The sequence below is a fragment of the Anaerotaenia torta genome (assembly GCF_050433395.1).
GTDB classification, from domain to species: domain Bacteria; phylum Bacillota; class Clostridia; order Lachnospirales; family Lachnospiraceae; genus Mobilitalea; species Mobilitalea torta.
This window is the reverse complement of record NZ_JBNPXH010000001.1, coordinates 616394-634662: the sequence shown is the minus strand read 5'-3', so window position 1 is coordinate 634662 and position 18269 is coordinate 616394. Positions and strand designations below refer to the sequence as shown.

The following is an 18269-nucleotide window of genomic DNA, read 5'->3' as shown; positions in this document are numbered from 1 at the left end:
CCGGTCTTTTTATTAAATTATATGACACCCTATCCCTTCTCCATAACAGCAAATTGCCCTATTCTATAACCATCAGCACATAACATTCAATGCTTCTTCACCTTAAAATAAATTTGGAAAGGCTCATAACCGATATCTCTGATTCTTCTTAATTGAATTACCGGATTCTGATTTTCTGTCTTAAAAAAATATCTCCAGCTTCCCCATTCGCGTTCGTTCTCCATCGCTACTTCAGATGCTATATCATCGCCCTCCACATATAATATCCGCTCTTCCTCGCATATACCTGCAAGCACCTCCGGTCCATAACGGAAAGCACCTATCCTGTTGTCATCAGGAAGAGGTATAAATCGTATTCCTATGGGAAGAATGATACTTACTTTATCTCCCTCCTTCCATTCCCGGGATATCTTATAAAAATGACAACAATCTGCCGATTTGCCAAAAAGCTCATCGTTAAGATAGATCACTGCATCTGCCATGATCCATTCCGGTATTCGATATGCCAGGGTAAATACCGTCGGCGATGCCAGTTTAATAGTAAAATCAATTTTTTTATATTCCGGCATGTTTTCATGGCGAGCGGTAATCTCATTTACTAATTGATACCCCGCAGTATTGGATGAGGTAAGCATACTACCGCTCATAATATCTTGATTTTGTATAATTTTAATTTCTTCTCCATTGATCACTGCACTCATCTCTGAATTAAAATACTGAGCAATATAGATCGTTTCTTCCTCTTGATAGTACATACCTCTATTCAAAGCTGCATTTGCCTGAACCATAGTTCCATGACAGCAGAAAAAGCTATCCGTCTCTTTGCTCCAATCCTTACGCAAGCCTGCCTTCATTGGTAAAAAATAGGTAAGGAGACCTGTGCCGGGGTTACTGTGCTTATTGCCGGTAAGCCAATATTCCTGATAATAGGCCTGTGCCATAAGGCCGTTATACAGATTATATTCCATATACTGAAGATATTCCGGATCGCCGGTATGACGGAATAAAAATTCTGCCAGCCTCATCATGTTATACACAGTACAATGCTCTTGATTCTTATCACCAAGCCTTGCCTTCATCTTATTCTTAGGCATCCATACTTCACCTGCGGTCTGACCTCCGGTTACAAGACATCCCCTCTCTGTTACAGCACAATTCCAATATGCTTTTACAATATTCATCCACTCATCGTCACCTGTCACTTCATAAGCTCTTGCACAGCCCAGTATCTCTGGAATCGTTGTATTCGCATGCATATTCGTTAATGGATCCTTCCCGTCCAGCAAGGGCTGAAACAACCTGCTGCGATAATATCGTTCCAGAAGTGTCCTGTATTTATCATCTCCTGTTATCTGCAAAAGCTCTGCCCAAATCTCGATCATGCCGCCTGTCTCTACATCGAGTATGTCATCAAATTTTTCTCTGGAGAAGGTACCGCTCCATGTGACAAACCAGTCAGCAAATTGATCCGCTATTTCCAACGCTTTCTTATTGTCCGCATAAAGATACATATCCACTAAACCCATTAATACTTTATGAAGGTTATACTGAGGTGCCCAGATTTCTTTGCCATTGGCAATCCAATGAAGGTATTTCTCCGGAATCGGCCCTGCCCATTGTCCGCCATTATCCTTCTGACACTCAGCCAGTTCTTCTATGATAAGATCTGCCTTCAGTTTTAATTCTCTGTCACCGGTGGCATCATAATGGATTGCCGCCGCTGACAGCCAGTGCCCCAGAAAATGTCCCCTCAGCTGACATACCGGAGATTCCCAGCCTGTATGAGCATCCCCCGGAATTTCCCGGCCTGAATATCTGCCCGCTTCCACCTGGTAATTCATAAGCAGATTATTGCTGGTCAGCCTCATTAAGTAATCCCTGTTAGCCTGTTCTCTTCGTCTTAATTCGCCGTCCTGTATTTTGACTCTGTTGCCTTTCAATTCTTCCATTGCAACCACTCCTCAATATTATTTTGTTTTATGATGCTGTCCTGCTTATATGAAATAGCTTCAGCGTAAAGGATGTCAGACTTATAAATTAGTTATATTGTAAAAAAATTCGCTAAAATCGGCCGCACCCCCAATTTGCTTCGTCGAATACAGGAATAATCCGGCACGGCATCCAACGAAGTGATCCAGACGGAAGTATAATTTATGGGTGATTCCAAGCTTAATCCATTGATCATCAGCCATGTAAAAGAATTCAGCTTCATCCGTATTATCTGTAAAATTCACCCGCATCTTTAAGGTCACAACAGGACTGCTCATTGCAGCACGTCCCCATTCTTTACCCGGCTTTCTGTCACCTTCCTTTGATCCCCAGATATTTTCCTCCGGATTAAGCTCCCTTGCTGCCATGCTAAGATAGAAATTCCCCTCTTCCAGGGTTAAGGCAATCAAGCCATAGCACCCCTGTAATGCACAGATTCCTGCATAATCCCCGTCCTTTAAATGACTGCCGTCCACCGTAACAATTGTCTCACTAACAGGACCGGTAAGACGCTGCGTCAAAGTGTTCGCTGCCTGTACCACATTAGGGCTTAGCTTTCCGGAGCGGATTCTCAAGGTTCCGGGCTTCTCCGTTACGGACCATAGCCGGTTGTCCGGTGTATGATTCCATTGCCATACCTTCTTTAAATGAACCGTTCCACTGGCATCCGGAAGGTAATTAAAATTGTCATGATCCACCAGCGGCTCATAAACGTAATCCGGGCGGGTACTCCTTACCTCAACAAAATCCGGCACCTTGCCGTCGATACCGAATACCGGGAAATCCTTCTCCCAACGGATCGGAACAAGAACCGGGATACGTCCGACAGCCCCGTGATCCTGAAATAGCATAGCATACCACTCATCCCAGGGTGTATTCACAATCCCCCCCTGGGCAACGCCTGCATTATGATATCCCATATCATCATCCAGGACATCCCTGCCGGTAAAGGTTCCTTCCAAAGATTCTGCCGCATAGCAGGCTTGTGTTCTGCGGCGGGTTCCCTCTGCGGGCCAATGGATAAAGAATACATAATACCTTCCGTTGATTTTATATAAATGGGCGCCTTCATAGCCAAGACCCACATTCCCCGTATCCTTCACGATCATCCGATGCAAGCCGCCGGGTTTGGGACCGGTTAAATCTGTTCTTAGTTCCGTCAGCCAGATTTCTTTATTTCCATATACGATATATACTCTGTCATCCTCATCAAAGAGCAGGGAGCAGTCATGATAAAAGCCTTCCACATATTGCTTTCTCCATACTCCGGTAATATGTTCGGACTGATAAAGATACGCCTTACCGGTATCATTAGCCACAAAGCATACATAAAACATCCCCTTATGATAGCGAAGGGATGCCGCCCACATCCCTTTTCCGTAGATGCTAAGACCGCCCTCCATCCTTTGCCCCGGAGTATGATCCAGGGTATCATAAACATAGGCGGCAATTTCCCAGTGCACTAAGTCATAGGATCTCAGAATGACTCCTCCCGGCATGAAATGCATGGTTGTACTTATCATATAATAGGTGTCATCCACCCGGATCACATCAGGATCCGGGTAATCGGACCATATAATTGGGTTGTTGGACATATCCTATCTCCCTGTTTTCATTATATTATTTTTTTGAACAAGCCTCTTTATGACCGCTGAATGATAAGCATCCGCGGTCAACTGCCACTTACTTAAAATACCAATAATCCAACTCATACCCTTCGCCATAAAAAACAAATACCAAATCATGAACTCCGGTGATTTTTGTAAGTAATTCCACAGTCACCTCCTGATTGTCCGCATCTGTGCCCGGCTCTACTTTCAAGTAACCTGCCACAGTGCCGGTGGGTTTATCCAGACGGATTTGAATTGCTCCGAATTGATCACGGGGTGCTCTGATCGAAGCTGTGAAGTGATCTGCTCCCGAATCGCCAAAATCAACCCCGTAAACGGCAATCCAATCGCCGGTATGGATATCGGTTACGGCCATGTTGCCGGTGCCGCTTAATTTGTTCGTCTCATCTGCAAGCTTGGTTGTAATTCCTCCCATTGTACCTATGGTCTCTGCTTCTACTCTTTCGTACGGATTTAGTGCCTGCACCTGTTTTACACCAAACTCCGTTGCTTTTATCGTTTGGATTACCCCATCCTCGCTTACTGTCACAGGGTCGATATGGGTGCACCGATACCCTCCTGTGATATCCAGTCTGTTTTCAAGTATCTGTGTATGATAAGCCATGTACATCTGATCTTTAAACCGGAACATGCAGTGATGGTTATTGCCGTAGCATCCGAAGAAGATCCCCGGATTCTTCAGAATTGACCCTTGCAGCATGAAAGGTCCCAGAGGATTTTTACCGGTCATATAAACAATCTCCGCACTTTGGAAGCCAAGCTTAGCGGCATCCTGGGGATCTACATTCCAATTGGAGCAATAGGAGTAGTAATAAGTATCTCCTATTTTATTGATCCCGGAATCTTCAAACAGATACGGAATATCCAAGCTTACAGGGTCGCCTGCGAGGCTTATCATATCCTCTCCTAATTGGACTGCACGCCCGGTTCCCGGATTCGCATACCTTTCGTCGGGTATTCCTCCTCCGAAATAGAGATAAGCTTTGCCGTCATCATCTACCAGTACTGCCGGATCAAAAAGCCAGGCGACATTACCGCAATTCGGTGTGGATCTGGAGATCAATGCATGCCCCAAGGGATCTGTAAAAGGCCCCGTCGGGCTATCCGATGTTAAAACACCAATCCCGTTTCCGCCATTGGCAAAATAGATAAAAAATTTGTCCTTTCCGTCGATGACCTTGTGCGCTGCCGCCGGCGCCCAGGAATTATTCCCCCACTTCGCCGCTCCGTTTGGTCCCGCCGCCTTGATTGCTCCATGATCCGTCCAATTCACCAGATCGGGAGAGGATATTACATTCAAGGTATTAATCCTGGAATAGCTATTGGGCTTTACTTTGCCGTCACCGTCATATTCCACGGTATCTCCGGTCATATAAAGATACACCCTGTCATTGTAAACCATCGCATAGGGGTCCGCCCCCAGCCTCTGGGTCATCAAAGGATTTTTAAATCCGTAATTCTTAAGGGCCGGTGTCAAAGTCAGGTTGTCAAAGCATATCATCCATTCGTCCTCCAATTCTTTGTTTGATTGCTGTTTCTGTAACGGTTCCCCCGGGTCATTCTCTCCCGCCTCGATAACAGGTGTTATCAAATTACTATCCGCAGTATTGCCGTCCGCATCCGCAATCATCTGTTGCTTATGATCCGTATCCGCATCCTGGCAGGCAGTCAGCATAAGTGAAAATAAAGAGAATAATATAGCCCCCGTCACTGCATGTTTCCTCATCATATCCATCCCCCTCGTCAGCACGGCATTCCGGTGCATAATGCCGTACGGTATTTGCTTAATCCGTCATTCCTATGTGGATGACAGCCTCCTCGCCGGCTTGTAAAGAGATCCTCCGCTTTTCCCCTTGATATAACAGGTCCGCTTTATATTCGTGTTTCGCCTTTATGATACATCTCTTTAATTGTCCCTTTGTCCACTCAAGATGGATATTCGCTCCGCCGCGGACGCAGAGACCGTCTGCCTCGCCGTCCGGCCATGCTTTTGGCAGCGCAGGCAGTAAGATCAGCCTTTCCGATGTGCTCTGAACCAGCATCTCGGCGATTGCAGCCGTAGCACCGAAATTACCGTCGATTTGAAACGGCGGATGATTATCAAAGAGGTTGGGAAGGGTGGACTGCGCATACAACTGTTCCAAATTCCAATACGCCTTCTCCCCATCCCCAAGCCTTGCATAGAGATTAATAATCCATGCACGGCTCCAGCCGGTGTGTCCGCCGCCGTGCATTAATCTCCGTTCCAGGGTAAGCTTCGCCGCTTCTGCCAGCTCCGGCGTGCCGTCCACCGTGATCTGATTGGACGGATGCAGCGCATACAGATGGCTGATGTGCCTATGTCCGGGGTCCTGCTCCTCATACTCCTTTGCCCACTCCATAATCTGGCCGTGCTTTCCTATCTGGGTGGGAACAAGCCTTCCCAGGCACTCTTTTATCTGCAACACTGTTCCGTCATTAATTTCCAATCGCTCCATGGCTTTCAGACATTGTTCAAATAAATCCTTGAGAATTTGATTATCCATGGTAACTCCTGCGGAAACCGCTCCGGCTTCTCCGCCGGGAAGAAGATAGAGATTCTCCGGTGATACGGAAGGGCAGGTCTTTAAGTATCCATCATCCTCAATGAGAAAATCCAGGAAAAATACTGCTGCTTCCTTCATGATGGGGAATGCCTCTTTTAAAAACTCCAGATCCATTGTATATTCATAATGCATCCATAAATGAGTGCAGAGCCATGCCGCTCCCATGACCCAGTAGGACCCCGGAATCCAGTGATCCTGAACTGCCGTATCCCCCCATAGATCCGTATTATGATGAGCTACAAAGCCCCTGCAGCCATACATTTTTCTGGCTGTCTCCCGCCCGTTGGGAAGCATCCTTTTTATAAGGTCAAACAAGGGTTTGTGACATTCGGAAAGATTACACACCTCTGCCGGCCAGTAATTCATCTCCGTGTTAATATTGATGGTATATTTGGAGTCCCAGGCCGGACGCATATCCTTATTCCAGATACCTTGCAGGTTGGCAGGCAGGGTTCCCTCCCGGCTGCAGGAGATCAGAAGATAGCGTCCAAAATCAAAGTAAAGCTTGGAAAGACCATAATCAGCCTCTCCCTTTTTTACCCGTTCCAGGCGCTCATCCGTTGGTATCTCATCATATATGGGCGTACCTGTCAATTGAAAAGTAACTCTGTCATACAGCTTTCTATAATCCTCCAGATGCCGTCTCTTCAATTCGTCATAGGTGAACTCGGAGGCCCTGGATAACACCTGCTCCAACTGTGTCTGCAATTCCTGGTATCGGAAGGTCGTACCGGCGGTATATAACAGGGTTACCTCATCTGCATCACTGACAATCAGATGTTCTCCGATCACCTCACAGGTTCCGCCCTCGGCAGCCGCCTTCAGAAGCATTCCAAAACATAATCCCCCCTGGCCCAGATTGCCGTCCATCATAATCATATCGTTTGATATACCCAGGGACCTGTCATAAAAGCGTTCACGCATAAGCAGGGCCGTAAAGGATATCCTTCCCTTTCCCTTCGCCTTCAAATGCATCACCATCACATCATCCGCTGCAGACAGAAAGCTCTCTCTTTCATAGACTTTCTTTCCCGCAGTAAACCGAATGCGGTGAATTGCATCCTGCAGGGAAAGACTTCTCTCGTAATCTTTCACCTCGCCAGGAATACCTTTAAACCGGAGAAAGAGATCACCAAGGGACTGATAGGGTCTCTGGCTCTGGGGGGTACCCGATAGCGCATATATCATCAGTTCTTCTGCTTCTCTGATCCGGTCCTGCTTAATAAGCTCTCTTATCTTTGGTAAATTCCTCAAGGCGTCCGGATTATTCCGGTCCATGGGACCCCCGTACCAGACACTGTCTTCGTTTAGTTGAATGTGCTCTTCATCCGTCTTCCCAAACACCATAGCTCCCATGCGCCCGTTTCCCAGAGGCAGAGCCTCCTCCCATACGGCCGCCGGTTTCCTATACCACAATCTGCTCATACACCGCTCCTTGTCCAAACTTAAAATCACCGGTCAACTTTCCCTGTTCTTTTTGCCCAACAATCCCTTCTATGGCTAGAACTCCATAATTCTATAGAACGCTTCCTTCGGATTATGTTCTTCATCAAACAGCAGCGGCCAGTTCTTACGGTTACGGGCCGGAAAATGATCCAGCCAGGTTGCGTCATCCGCTACCCCCCAAATCGTAACACAATCAATATGCTCCTTATACTCGCGGAAGATCTTGAAGGACTTCTCATAGACGCTTGCCTGCTTCTCAATTAATTCTGCTGTTGGCCCGGCGATGCTGCCATGATCATTGAATTCAAATAATGACACATCCATCTCGGTAATATGTAATTTTACACCCAGCTCTGCGTATAATTCAATGGCTCGTTTCAATTCATCGGCAGACGGTTCATATATATTATGATGGCATTGCATTCCTATTCCATCCACCGGAATTCCCCGCTCCCGCATATTTTTAATGGTATGGTATATTTTCTGCCTCTTTATGGGATTGGTTTCATTGTAATCATTATAATAAAGCTCCTTATCCGGTAATACCTCCCTTGCCATCAGAAAAATATCATCCATAAAGCCTTCTCCCAGTATCTCAAACCACTTTGACCGGCGCAATACCTCATCCGCCTTGTCCTCGATCGCCTCATTCACCACGTCCCAGGCAAATATTTCCTTGCTATACCGCCCTCCCAAGGCTATCATATGATTTCTGATCCGCTGTAATAATTGATTCCGGTCAGCATCTCTAAACACCCATTCGGGGGTCTGGTTATGCCATACGAAGGTATGTCCCCGCACTGCCATCTGATTATCCCTGGCAAACTCCATAATATCATCGGCAATGCCGAAATTAAACCGCTCTTCCTCCGGTGCAATACTGGAATATTTCATTTCATTCTCACAGGTAATTGAGTTAAAATGTTCCGCAATCACCTGAGCATGGCTTTTTACCGTCCTTTTGCTTACTGCGGCACCAACCTTAAAATAATCCTTGTATTTCTCTTTTAAACTCGTCATAATAATCTCCATTCTCCTGTCCTTACATGCTGTTATTCTAAGTATTCTATTCGGGTATTATTTTACGAACTAAATACATGTCATGATCCTGCTGCTCTCATGGGATTTTCCTGCCCCCGTCTGAACCAATGTCATTTAGTTAAGGCCCGGGCGCTGTACCAAGTCCCTTTTACGCTGACCGTCTGAGCGTATCTTGTGAAGCGGAGCGTCCTGAACACGCGAAGGTAAGGCAAGTAAAAGGGACTTGGTACAGCGCCCGGGCCTTAACTAAATGACATTGCCGTCTGAACTGTTACCTGCTTCCCATTCCTGTCCCGGTAAAATTAATATTTTCTCTTGATGTAAAAATTGATTTTCCGGTAATTTCCCGCCTTATCCCATAATTCTACAGTATATTCTCCGTCTATATAGCAGTAATAGGTATTGCCGGAAGCGGTTATCTCCTCGTTGTCAACCATTATTTTGCTTATGCCGGATAGGTTATCCCTAAACTTCAGTATAACGGATTCCTTATATGTTTTCCCGTCTTCCACTCCGGCGGTAGGGGCAGTGCGGTCAATGGTGAACGCAACGGAGGTATGGTTGCCTATTTTATCGTATACCTTCAGGGTATACTTTCCTTCCTCTGTTATCTTAACCCCGCTGGTTACTTTTTTACCATTCAGAGTGGTTTTGTTATGGTTAATACCGCTGTGCTTATCCGTCCAGGTTATGGTTACCGCTTTCTTATAACTTTTCTTGTCAGTTACCCCTTTGATAACCGGTTTTGTGACATCAACATTGGATATCTCTATTTTCTTCATGGAATGGTTTCCAAACTTATCCGTAATTCTTACGGAATAGATACCGCTGTCCCTGGCCTCGAAGGTCTCGCCGTCAAGCTTCACATAAGCAGGATTGCTCTCGGTCCAAACAGAAGCTTTGTCAATTAATGTATCCTTCACATCCTTAAACAGAACCATAATTTCCTTATAGTCAATGACGGTATCAATATTGACTTCAACCGGCTCCGTCGTCCAGACGCCGTCGGTGTCAGCCGTGAGAGCAATATCATAATACATCGGGACAATCTGCAATGTCGTATTGCCGTATAACCCATGAAGCTTAACATAATAGACTCCCGGCTCCAGTAAATAGTTAAATTCCTTTACTCCTTTGTCTGTTTTGGTATAGCTTCCCTCACCCAGGAAAAACTCATCCTCATCATACAGGGTGCAATAGCCGGTTTCCTGATTGGTTTTTGCAGAAGAATCAAAGGTATACCGGATAGCTGCATTGGCTTTTTCTTTTACTTCAAAGGAATAATAAGCATTTGCGTTTATATTGGACAAGAACCCCTTTTTTACTTCCTTAAAATTAAGCCTGTTGCTGTCCTGAAAGCTTGTCGCTCTCTTATCTTCAATTCCCTTTGACCTTTCAAACAGCAAGGCCACATTTGCTTCGTAAGACTGATAGGTTGCAACGGCAAACAAGTAATAGGTACCGCTCTCCAGAAACCATGATAGTTCCGTCCCGCTGCCTGAGAATTTTGAAATCGTACCAATGATGTCCTTCCCTGCCGGATCCGTACTGATCCATATATTTCCGCTTGCTCTGGAATTCACATCAAGCCGGAAATAAGCTCTCACCTCTCCGGGAGTATCTATGGTGAATTTAACATAGCTATTCCGCTCATATTCATAATAAACGGCGGTCGTGTCAGGATAAGGCATGTTATCCAGATCGTCCGCTTCTTGCAGCGTTACATCACTTAAAGCGGAAGCCTCCGCTCTTTTTTCGGCTGCCATGTGAAAGCAGCCCATCATCAGGAACAATAAAATAACGGTTTTGATCACCTTTTTCATGATAAATCCTCCTCTTCCCTCTCAGGCTCTTTTGACGGTTTTATTACGATTGATCCATTTACATATTCCAGCCTTACCTTATTATCATTGACACCCATCTTTTCTAACATTTCTTTTGGCAGCTGCAAACGGCCTGCCCGGTCAAGGATGGCATATTCATCGTGCTCCTCCTGAAAGGACGCAATCTGACTCAATTTTGCCTGATAATCCTGCTTTGCATGCATCTCACTGTTTATTTTTCCGTCCTGTATTGACACCACCCTATGCACCCTCTTTGCCAGATTGATATCATGGGTGACAATGATAATGGTGGTCTTTAGGGTTTGATTTAATTCACGGAAAACCTCCAGTATATAATCCGCCGTATGCTTATCCACAGAACCGGTGGGTTCATCGGCCAGCAATATCTTAGGATTATTGGCAAGGGCAATGGCAATGGCGATTCGCTGCTGCTCCCCTCCGGATAACTCCCCAAGGCGATTATATTTTTTATGTGACATTCCAACCAGCTCCAGCAGCTTTATTGCATTTTCCCTCTTCTTTCTTTCCCCGGTGAAGATCATAGGTACCTGTATGTTCTGGATCGCGTTTAAATATGGGAAAAGGTTCCTGGCATTATTCTGCCATACGAAGCCGACGGTTCGTTTTTTATATTCAATAAGACTTTGCCTGTTCATTTTGAACAAGTCTTTTCCGTCGACAAAAAGCTTTCCCGCAGAAGGCTTATCCAATCCGCCTATCATATTTAAGAAGGTGGATTTACCGCTGCCGCTTTTACCCACAATTGCCATCAGCTCACCGGAGGCCACATTCATGTCAAGACCCTGCAGGGCGAGAACCTCACTATCCCTTGTTTTATAGATTTTAACCAGATTGTCGCATTGTATCATCAAAGATTCTTTGCCGTCATTCAACAAAACCACCGTCCTCCAGCTCATAAACCCTGTCACCGATTTCCATAAGTCCGGTATCATGGGTTGTCATGACGACTGTGATACCCTCTTTCTCAGTGAGGCTTTTAAATATTTTCATAATTTGAAGCGCCGTATTCGTATCCAGTTCCGCCGTTGGTTCATCGGCATAGATAATAAGAGGTTTATGGGCGATCGCTCTGGCAATGGCGGTTCTTTGCTGCTCTCCGCCGGAGAGCTCCTGGGGCATATGATACATCCGCTGCCCCAAGCCCACCATCTTCAGGCATTCAATCACCCGTTCCTTCCGGTTCGTCTTAACCCCGGCAAGCCGCAGCATGTATTCCACATTTTCGAAAGCGGTCATGGTGGGGATCAGCGCCACGGACTGAAAGATAAAACCTATTTTTCTTCTTCTCAGCTTACAGCGCTTTCTTTCCCCCAGCTCGGATAAGTTAAGATCCTCCAGCCATACAGCTCCGGAAGAAGCGCTGTCCAATGCCCCTAAGATATTCAATAAGGTTGTCTTCCCGGAACCGGAGCGTCCTTTTAAAATAGTCAGCTTGCCTTTTGGTATCTCCATATTAATATCCTTAAGAACATGTAAGGTTTCGTTATTAGGAATCCGGAAGTATCGGTTTACTCCTGCTGTCTTTATCATGTATTCCATACTGCTAATCCTCCCCTAATTTCAAAGCCTGGGTTATTTTCAAGTTAGAAATCAGTTTGCCGATGATACCCATACAAAATACCACCATTAAAGTAACAATAAATAATATCCGTATCTGGTCGCTTTGCAAGTTAATTATTTCCAGCGGTATCACCTGTTCTGAGGAAGTGTATGCCATCTGAATCAGAGGAACATAAAGCCGGGAAACCCAGTGCCCTATGAATAAACCTAAAAAAATCGGAAGAACTGACAGGAAGAGCTGTTCCTGCAATAGCATACCTATCATCTCCCACATGGTCATACCCATGGCACGAAATACTCCAAACTGCAAGGTTCTGGACAGGATGGATAAGATCCAGAATATCAGAAATCCAACGGCACAGATCAAGAGGATGATAATGAAGCCCAGGGTCAGGATTCCGTTGGTTCCCTGAAAGAACGGATCATTATTCTTATGAATTATCTCAGCAGACAAATCCTTGAACATCACGTATTCCACCTGATTTTCCTTTGCAAAATCATAAAGAAAGCCGGTTGAGTCCTTCGTCCTCATCCATACCTGATAGGGTCTAATTCCCCATACGGTCTGTACCCTGGATAAATTAGCAACGATTAAGAATTGATTTACCTCCTTCACCACACCGCTGGAATCTGTTTCCTTCATTACCGGCTGATAGGAGGGCCAATAATCTATGAAGCCCTGTATCGTGCCCCTGGCTGTTTTGTTACTGTTAGAATACGCAATGGTATCTCCTATCTTATATCCATATAGATCTCTGAAATTAGAGGAAACAAGAATTCCGTCTCTCTCCCTTGCAAGCTTATTGAGATAGTGATACCAATGGGCATCCAATAGGTTATTTTTAAAATATGCGGTTTGACCGAATTCCTTTGAATTAATCCCCATAAGTGCAGCTGTGATTTTACCTTTATCCACCTGAACCGTAATCTCTTTATTAACATATACCTTGGAAGCTGTTTGCACTCCTTCAAGCTCCTTATAACGATTAAAATCCGGTTCAATGTAAAACACATCAAAACTGTTTTCCGTGACATTCTGTCCCATTTCCTTCAGAGAAGTTATGTATGCTTTAATATCGTCTTCATTACTAACCCACTTCTCCTGTACAACAATATCCGCTCCTATGGAATATACGACCCTGTCCTCTTCATTGCCATTAATTGTCCGGGCTAATGTTGCATCAAAGACCCCTAAGGCTACCGTAATTATTAAGAAAAGGATGATGAACCCCTGATTGTCGGCCCCCTTTATCACCTTTTGGAAAGAGGCATAGGAAGCCGGACTCCACCGGCTCTTACCCAGCTGGAATAAAAGCTTTACCGCGATGGGAAACGCCGCCTGGATTAAAAATCCCCCGCCTATAATAAAAAATATGGAACTGCAAAACAGCAACGGGTCCAGTCCGGCCCCGGCCTCCACACTGGCAGCAATCGATCCGGCCCGCAGCCGAAAGCTGTAAAGGCCATAGAATGCCACCGCAAGAAAGATTCCTCCCGACAAAAAGCCGCGCAGTATCGCTCCTTGATTCCGTTTATTCATCTTTCTTTTGTAAGATACAATCGTCTCTCTGGTATGAAAAATCGCCAGCACTACGGTAATTCCCACGGAAGCAAAAGCACAAAGAATTGCTGCTCCTATACTGGTTCCGGTCAGTGCGGGAGGAAGAGGAGACCTGGAGACAAATTCTAAAAACGCGTTGGCATTACCAAGGGTGCGGCAAAAGAATAATCCCAGGGGAATTCCCAGTAATATACCGGTTACGGCTATGAATAAACCCTGAAGCAGATAAATTCGTATAATATGCAGATTGGATGCTCCTCTGCTCTTTAATACTGCTATATCTCCCCGTTCAAGAAGCATCATCTGATTATTTACCATATAGATAAAGATAACCAGCAGAATAAAGATAGGAATTTCCAGCAAAAAGAGGATGTTAACCAATTTAGCCTGCTTTTTTTCAAAGGACCGGAGGAGCTCACTATAAAATTCTTTGTAGTAATAGCAATCAATTTTTTTGATTTGACTATTGACTTCATCTAAAGTGGTGAGCATATGTCCGACCTGTCCGGACTTTATGCTGTCATAGTCCAGCAATGCGTACCAGGAACTGTTCCATGCATACTCCGGCTTCTCATAATTGACAAACATGGATTTGAATAAAGCTTCATCCATATAAAACTGTCTGAGCAGAGAGTCCGGGCTTTTGACCCAGTAGGCATCATTCTCCTTTGAATTCTGGAACACACCCGTAATTCTGATTTTATACGGTTTATCATTCTTATCCCGGACATCTGCCAGATACAATTCTTGCCCGATCATTAAATTGTGTTCCATCATTGTCTTTCTGCTGACGATGACTTCAATGGCGCCGTTGACGATCTCCCCGCTGTACATGGTTCCGGATAACATGGAGCTGTGCTCCGGAAGGTCGGATAGAAAGGCCAATTCCAGAATATATTTATTATCCTCTTCCTCTTCAGGCTCAAAGAGATAATTGGTGCGCATAGAGTAGCTGGATATCTGATACTTACTCTCCAGCTTCATATCCCTGGGCAGATCTGCAACCAGCTTCTCCAATTGTCTCACCTTTTTGGCTACGGTAGCATTAGAACGGGTTCTGTCCATGCGAATCTCTATCTGCATCTGCATCGGGTAAATTCCCGTGCTTGTCATAGCCTGATTTAAATCCTTGACCAGCATTCTGTTAAGAACAGCATTGGAGTAAACCAAGCTGCCCATTACCATTCCAATTAACAGAATATTGCCGATCAGCAGACTGATTACCATCCACTTTCTATTCCAGATCTTAAATATTACATAACTTATCACCTAGTCCACCCGCCTATTCTAATACAATTCTCTGCCCCTCTGACAAGCCGGAAAAGACCCACATATCCCTTCCGTTCTCCCGCCCGGATACATACTGTCTGCGTATTTCCCCCTGATTGTCCAGCAGATATACATAACTCACGTCGCCTGCATATCTTACGGCATTCTTGGGTATTACAATGACATCTTTAACCACAACTGACAAGGCCGTCAGATTAGCCCGTTGTATCAGGGATAACAATTCCGGATTCTCAGGCTGGATATAGATCATTCCCGTATTAAGCTTGCCATTGTACAGGGTATCAACCGAGATTACCTTCCCTTTGTAGATTTTCGATTTATCCTCTTTCATGTTACTTACTCCGGTTATAGAAACTTCCATTCCATACCAGAATTTATTCACTCCGGTAATCTCAGTTCCAAGTATTGCACTTTTTATATCATAGATATGAAGCAGCTCCCGGTAAGCATCTATTCTTGCCCCTTCCTTGTAGTTCTCATTCATGATCACCACCCCGTCATAAGGAGCCTCAAGATATTGGATCTCCATCCTGTCCTCCAGCTCCTTCACCGATGTACCGGTATTCTTCAAATCCTGTTTGCTTTGCATTTCAAATTGCTCTAATTCTATCTCCAATTTATCGATATTCAATGCCAGTATCTGGGCATCCATCATGCCAAGATCCATATACTGTAACTGATCCCGCAATTCTTTGATATAATCTTCTTTCTGCTTTACTTGCTTTAAGTACGCACTTTCTTTCCGTTTCAAGGAAATTCTTGTTTCTTCCAGCAAAATACTGTCAACAGGAACCTCGTAGGAAAGCAGCGGCTCCCCCTTCTTCACTTCCTGATTGTTTTGAACCAGATATTCTACTAAAGTAGCTTCCTCCTCCGCTACCATGAGTGAATCATGCCGCTGGAATATCCACTTTACATCCTTCAATACACTATATTCTGTGTAATCCGAACGCTCTGCCGTAATGGTCTTTGTATTCTCTGTTTTCTCCCGGTCCGGCTCCTCCTGTCCTGCATAAACCCCCTGTGATACAAGGAATAAGGCACCTAGCAGTACGGCGGCAAATCCTCCCAACCATTTATTATTTCTGAACATAAATGATATCACCTTCTTCCAGTCCCTTAATCACTTCTATCTCCGTATTCGTTTTTATTCCTAGTTCAACATTGCTTCTAACCAGCTCCCCATCAACCATGCGATAAACAAAGCTGCCTGAGGAATCTTTATATAACGCATTGTTCGGTATGATAAGGACATCCTTCTTGAAATTCTTAATCAGGCATACACAGGCATAGTCCCCGGCTGTTAATCCCTGACCCGCAGCAAACTCATACCTGGTCTCCGGCTTAATTCCACTGTTCTTCATTTTAATAAGCTCATTTGTCTCAAAAGGTATATATTGAATGGCATATTTCCTTCCCCCGATCAGGGCATAAACTTCATTTGCCATGGATAACTCACTTCCGCTGATAAAATCGCTCTGTATATGAAGTCTCGTTTCATCGGCAATGATGATTGCCGTCTCGTAGGCATTGATTCTGCTGTTTCCGCTGAATTGCTTTATGTAGGTAATACTTCCGGAACAGGGTGCCTTCAGTTTATATTTTTCCAGCTCTTCCTCTATTTCCTCTATCTTTTTAATCACTCTATTCTTATCAAGCTCTTGCAATTTCAGAGCATGCTCTCTCTTCAGCTTACTCTTTCCCAGAGCAGCCTCCATCCGTGCGATTTCAACCGCAGATGCCCCTGCCTCTCCTCTCCGAAGAATATCAAGCTCTTGTATCTGTATCTCCAACGACGTTTTTTTATTATCAAGCTCATTATTCTTTAGGGTTGTCTCCAGCTCCTCCTTTAACCTGTTCAGTTCCTTCCCCCGGTTCTCATCCTCAAGGCTTAGCAGCAGGTCCCCCTTCTTCACTTCCTGTCCCATATAAACTGCAATATCCCCTGCTTCCCCATCGATGGGAAAGGATAGCTCATGTATCTCAGGATATACCTTGGCATCATAGGTGAATAAATCATAGATATCACCTCTGGATACCGCAGCAGTATCAATCTCCGCTTCGACAGGCTCTTCCAGTATCGGGATTACGGTATCCTTTTTATCACAGCCGCCCAATAAAAGCATAATTGCCAAAGCTATCATTACCAGCCTTCTAACCATGTTCTGTCAACCTCCCGGGCAGCTTAGTTAATGATTACACTGTCCCCCTCTATCAATCCTGATTTTATCTCTGTCTTCTTATCAGCGATCAGTCCTGTTTCTATTTCTTTTAAACTCTTGAAACCGCCTTCATCCTCCACATATACAAAAGCTTTCCCGTTTTCCATATGCACCGCCGAGGAGGGCAGAAAAAGCGTATCGGTAATTTCGTTCAATATAAAGGTTATTATTCCCTCATCACCACTTTGCAGGTTCCTCTCCGGATCTTCCGCCCTTAATAAGAGCTTTCCCTGCTCAAGCTTGATTTCCTCCTCCCGAAGCAATTCCCCGGGAGGAACAACCGCCGCCTTATACTCTATACCGGAAACATTAATTGTTACCTCCTGTCCGGGACTAAATCGTTCCGAATTTGTTCCGTCTGTAACAAATAACATGGTATTCGGATCGTACACCCTTATAAATACGGCACTATCATCGGATACTTCCCACTCACGATAGCTGGATACATACGAGACAACACCATTTATATCTGCAATGATCTGACGGCCGCTCCTCTCCCGCACAAGAAGCTCCAGTCTCTTTTGAGCAATATAAAGCTCATCCTCCAATGCCTTGATGGCATTATCATAATTTTGCATTTCCTGTTCATATTCCGAGTCCATCTGCATCGTATAGCCCTCCAGAGACCGCAGCTTATTCTGGAGGGTAATGGCATAAGTCTTCAATTCCCGTTCGTTTTTATCTTTTAGCTCTAAGAGTTCTATATGATCCGTAAGCTCTTCTATCTGCTGATTAATTTGATTCATATCCAGATCCGCAAGGAGTTCCCCTTCCTTAACAGTATCTCCTTCTGCAACATAGATATGATCTATACGGATACCATTCACTGAGAATTTATATTCTTTGGTATAAATGGCATTATAAGCGCACCGGGTTTTGAGACTCTCAATCATATCTCCGCGTATTACTTCTGCCTTTTGATAACCCTTTATGGCAGCGGCGGGAAGTACAGGCGCATCCGGCAGTACCTCCTCTTTCGGCGCAAGGCTGCATCCCGACAGAAGCAAAGAGAATATCAATAAAAATATGTACCTTGATTTATGCTTCATAAACTCCAGTTAAACTCCTTTGATTTAAAT

12 protein-coding genes are annotated in these 18269 nt (G+C 44.8%); all 12 read right to left on the bottom strand.

The features are described from left to right. Window positions 1–86 precede the first annotated feature (86 nt). The 12 genes from HNQ56_RS02715 to HNQ56_RS02660 all read right to left on the bottom strand — a co-directional run bounded on the left by HNQ56_RS02715 (window position 87) and on the right by HNQ56_RS02660 (window position 18239). Complete coding sequence (locus HNQ56_RS02715) at window positions 87–1949, bottom strand: beta-L-arabinofuranosidase domain-containing protein (RefSeq protein ID WP_429142508.1); 1863 nt, start codon at window positions 1947–1949, stop codon at window positions 87–89. 81 nt (window positions 1950–2030) lie between these two features. Then, entirely contained in the window at window positions 2031–3584 is a 1554-nt protein-coding gene (locus HNQ56_RS02710) for a glycoside hydrolase family 43 protein (protein WP_429142506.1), read from the bottom strand. Between the two features lie 88 nt (window positions 3585–3672). Continuing rightward, on the bottom strand, window positions 3673–5349 hold the full coding sequence (locus HNQ56_RS02705; RefSeq protein ID WP_429142503.1) for a glycoside hydrolase family 43 protein: 1677 nt from the start codon (window positions 5347–5349) through the stop codon (window positions 3673–3675). 55 nt (window positions 5350–5404) lie between these two features. After that, a complete protein-coding gene (locus HNQ56_RS02700; protein ID WP_429142501.1) occupies window positions 5405–7630 on the bottom strand; it encodes a glycoside hydrolase family 95 protein in 2226 nt (741 codons plus the stop codon). 75 nt (window positions 7631–7705) lie between these two features. Then, complete coding sequence (locus tag HNQ56_RS02695; RefSeq protein WP_429142499.1) at window positions 7706–8671, bottom strand: endo-1,4-beta-xylanase; 966 nt, start codon at window positions 8669–8671, stop codon at window positions 7706–7708. 323 nt (window positions 8672–8994) lie between these two features. After that, window positions 8995–10515: a hypothetical protein gene (locus HNQ56_RS02690; RefSeq protein WP_429142497.1), complete on the bottom strand. Its 1521-nt coding sequence runs from the start codon at window positions 10513–10515 to the stop codon at window positions 8995–8997. After that, window positions 10512–11453 (bottom strand): ATP-binding cassette domain-containing protein, encoded by a 942-nt coding sequence (locus HNQ56_RS02685; RefSeq protein ID WP_429142495.1) that lies wholly within the window; start codon window positions 11451–11453, stop codon window positions 10512–10514. Before HNQ56_RS02685 ends, HNQ56_RS02690 begins: the two co-directional genes overlap by 4 nt. After that, window positions 11422–12096: an ABC transporter ATP-binding protein gene (locus HNQ56_RS02680; protein WP_429142493.1), complete on the bottom strand. Its 675-nt coding sequence runs from the start codon at window positions 12094–12096 to the stop codon at window positions 11422–11424. The genes HNQ56_RS02685 and HNQ56_RS02680 overlap by 32 nt, the downstream gene beginning before the upstream one ends. A gap of 4 nt (window positions 12097–12100) precedes the next feature. Continuing rightward, window positions 12101–14947: an ABC transporter permease gene (locus HNQ56_RS02675; RefSeq protein WP_429142491.1), complete on the bottom strand. Its 2847-nt coding sequence runs from the start codon at window positions 14945–14947 to the stop codon at window positions 12101–12103. A gap of 13 nt (window positions 14948–14960) precedes the next feature. Continuing rightward, a complete protein-coding gene (locus HNQ56_RS02670) occupies window positions 14961–16061 on the bottom strand; it encodes an efflux RND transporter periplasmic adaptor subunit (RefSeq protein ID WP_429142489.1) in 1101 nt (366 codons plus the stop codon). Continuing rightward, entirely contained in the window at window positions 16048–17130 is a 1083-nt protein-coding gene (locus HNQ56_RS02665) for an efflux RND transporter periplasmic adaptor subunit (protein ID WP_429142487.1), read from the bottom strand. Before HNQ56_RS02665 ends, HNQ56_RS02670 begins: the two co-directional genes overlap by 14 nt. Window positions 17131–17153: 23 nt before the next feature. Continuing rightward, entirely contained in the window at window positions 17154–18239 is a 1086-nt protein-coding gene (locus HNQ56_RS02660; RefSeq protein ID WP_429142484.1) for an efflux RND transporter periplasmic adaptor subunit, read from the bottom strand. Window positions 18240–18269: the final 30 nt, after the last annotated feature.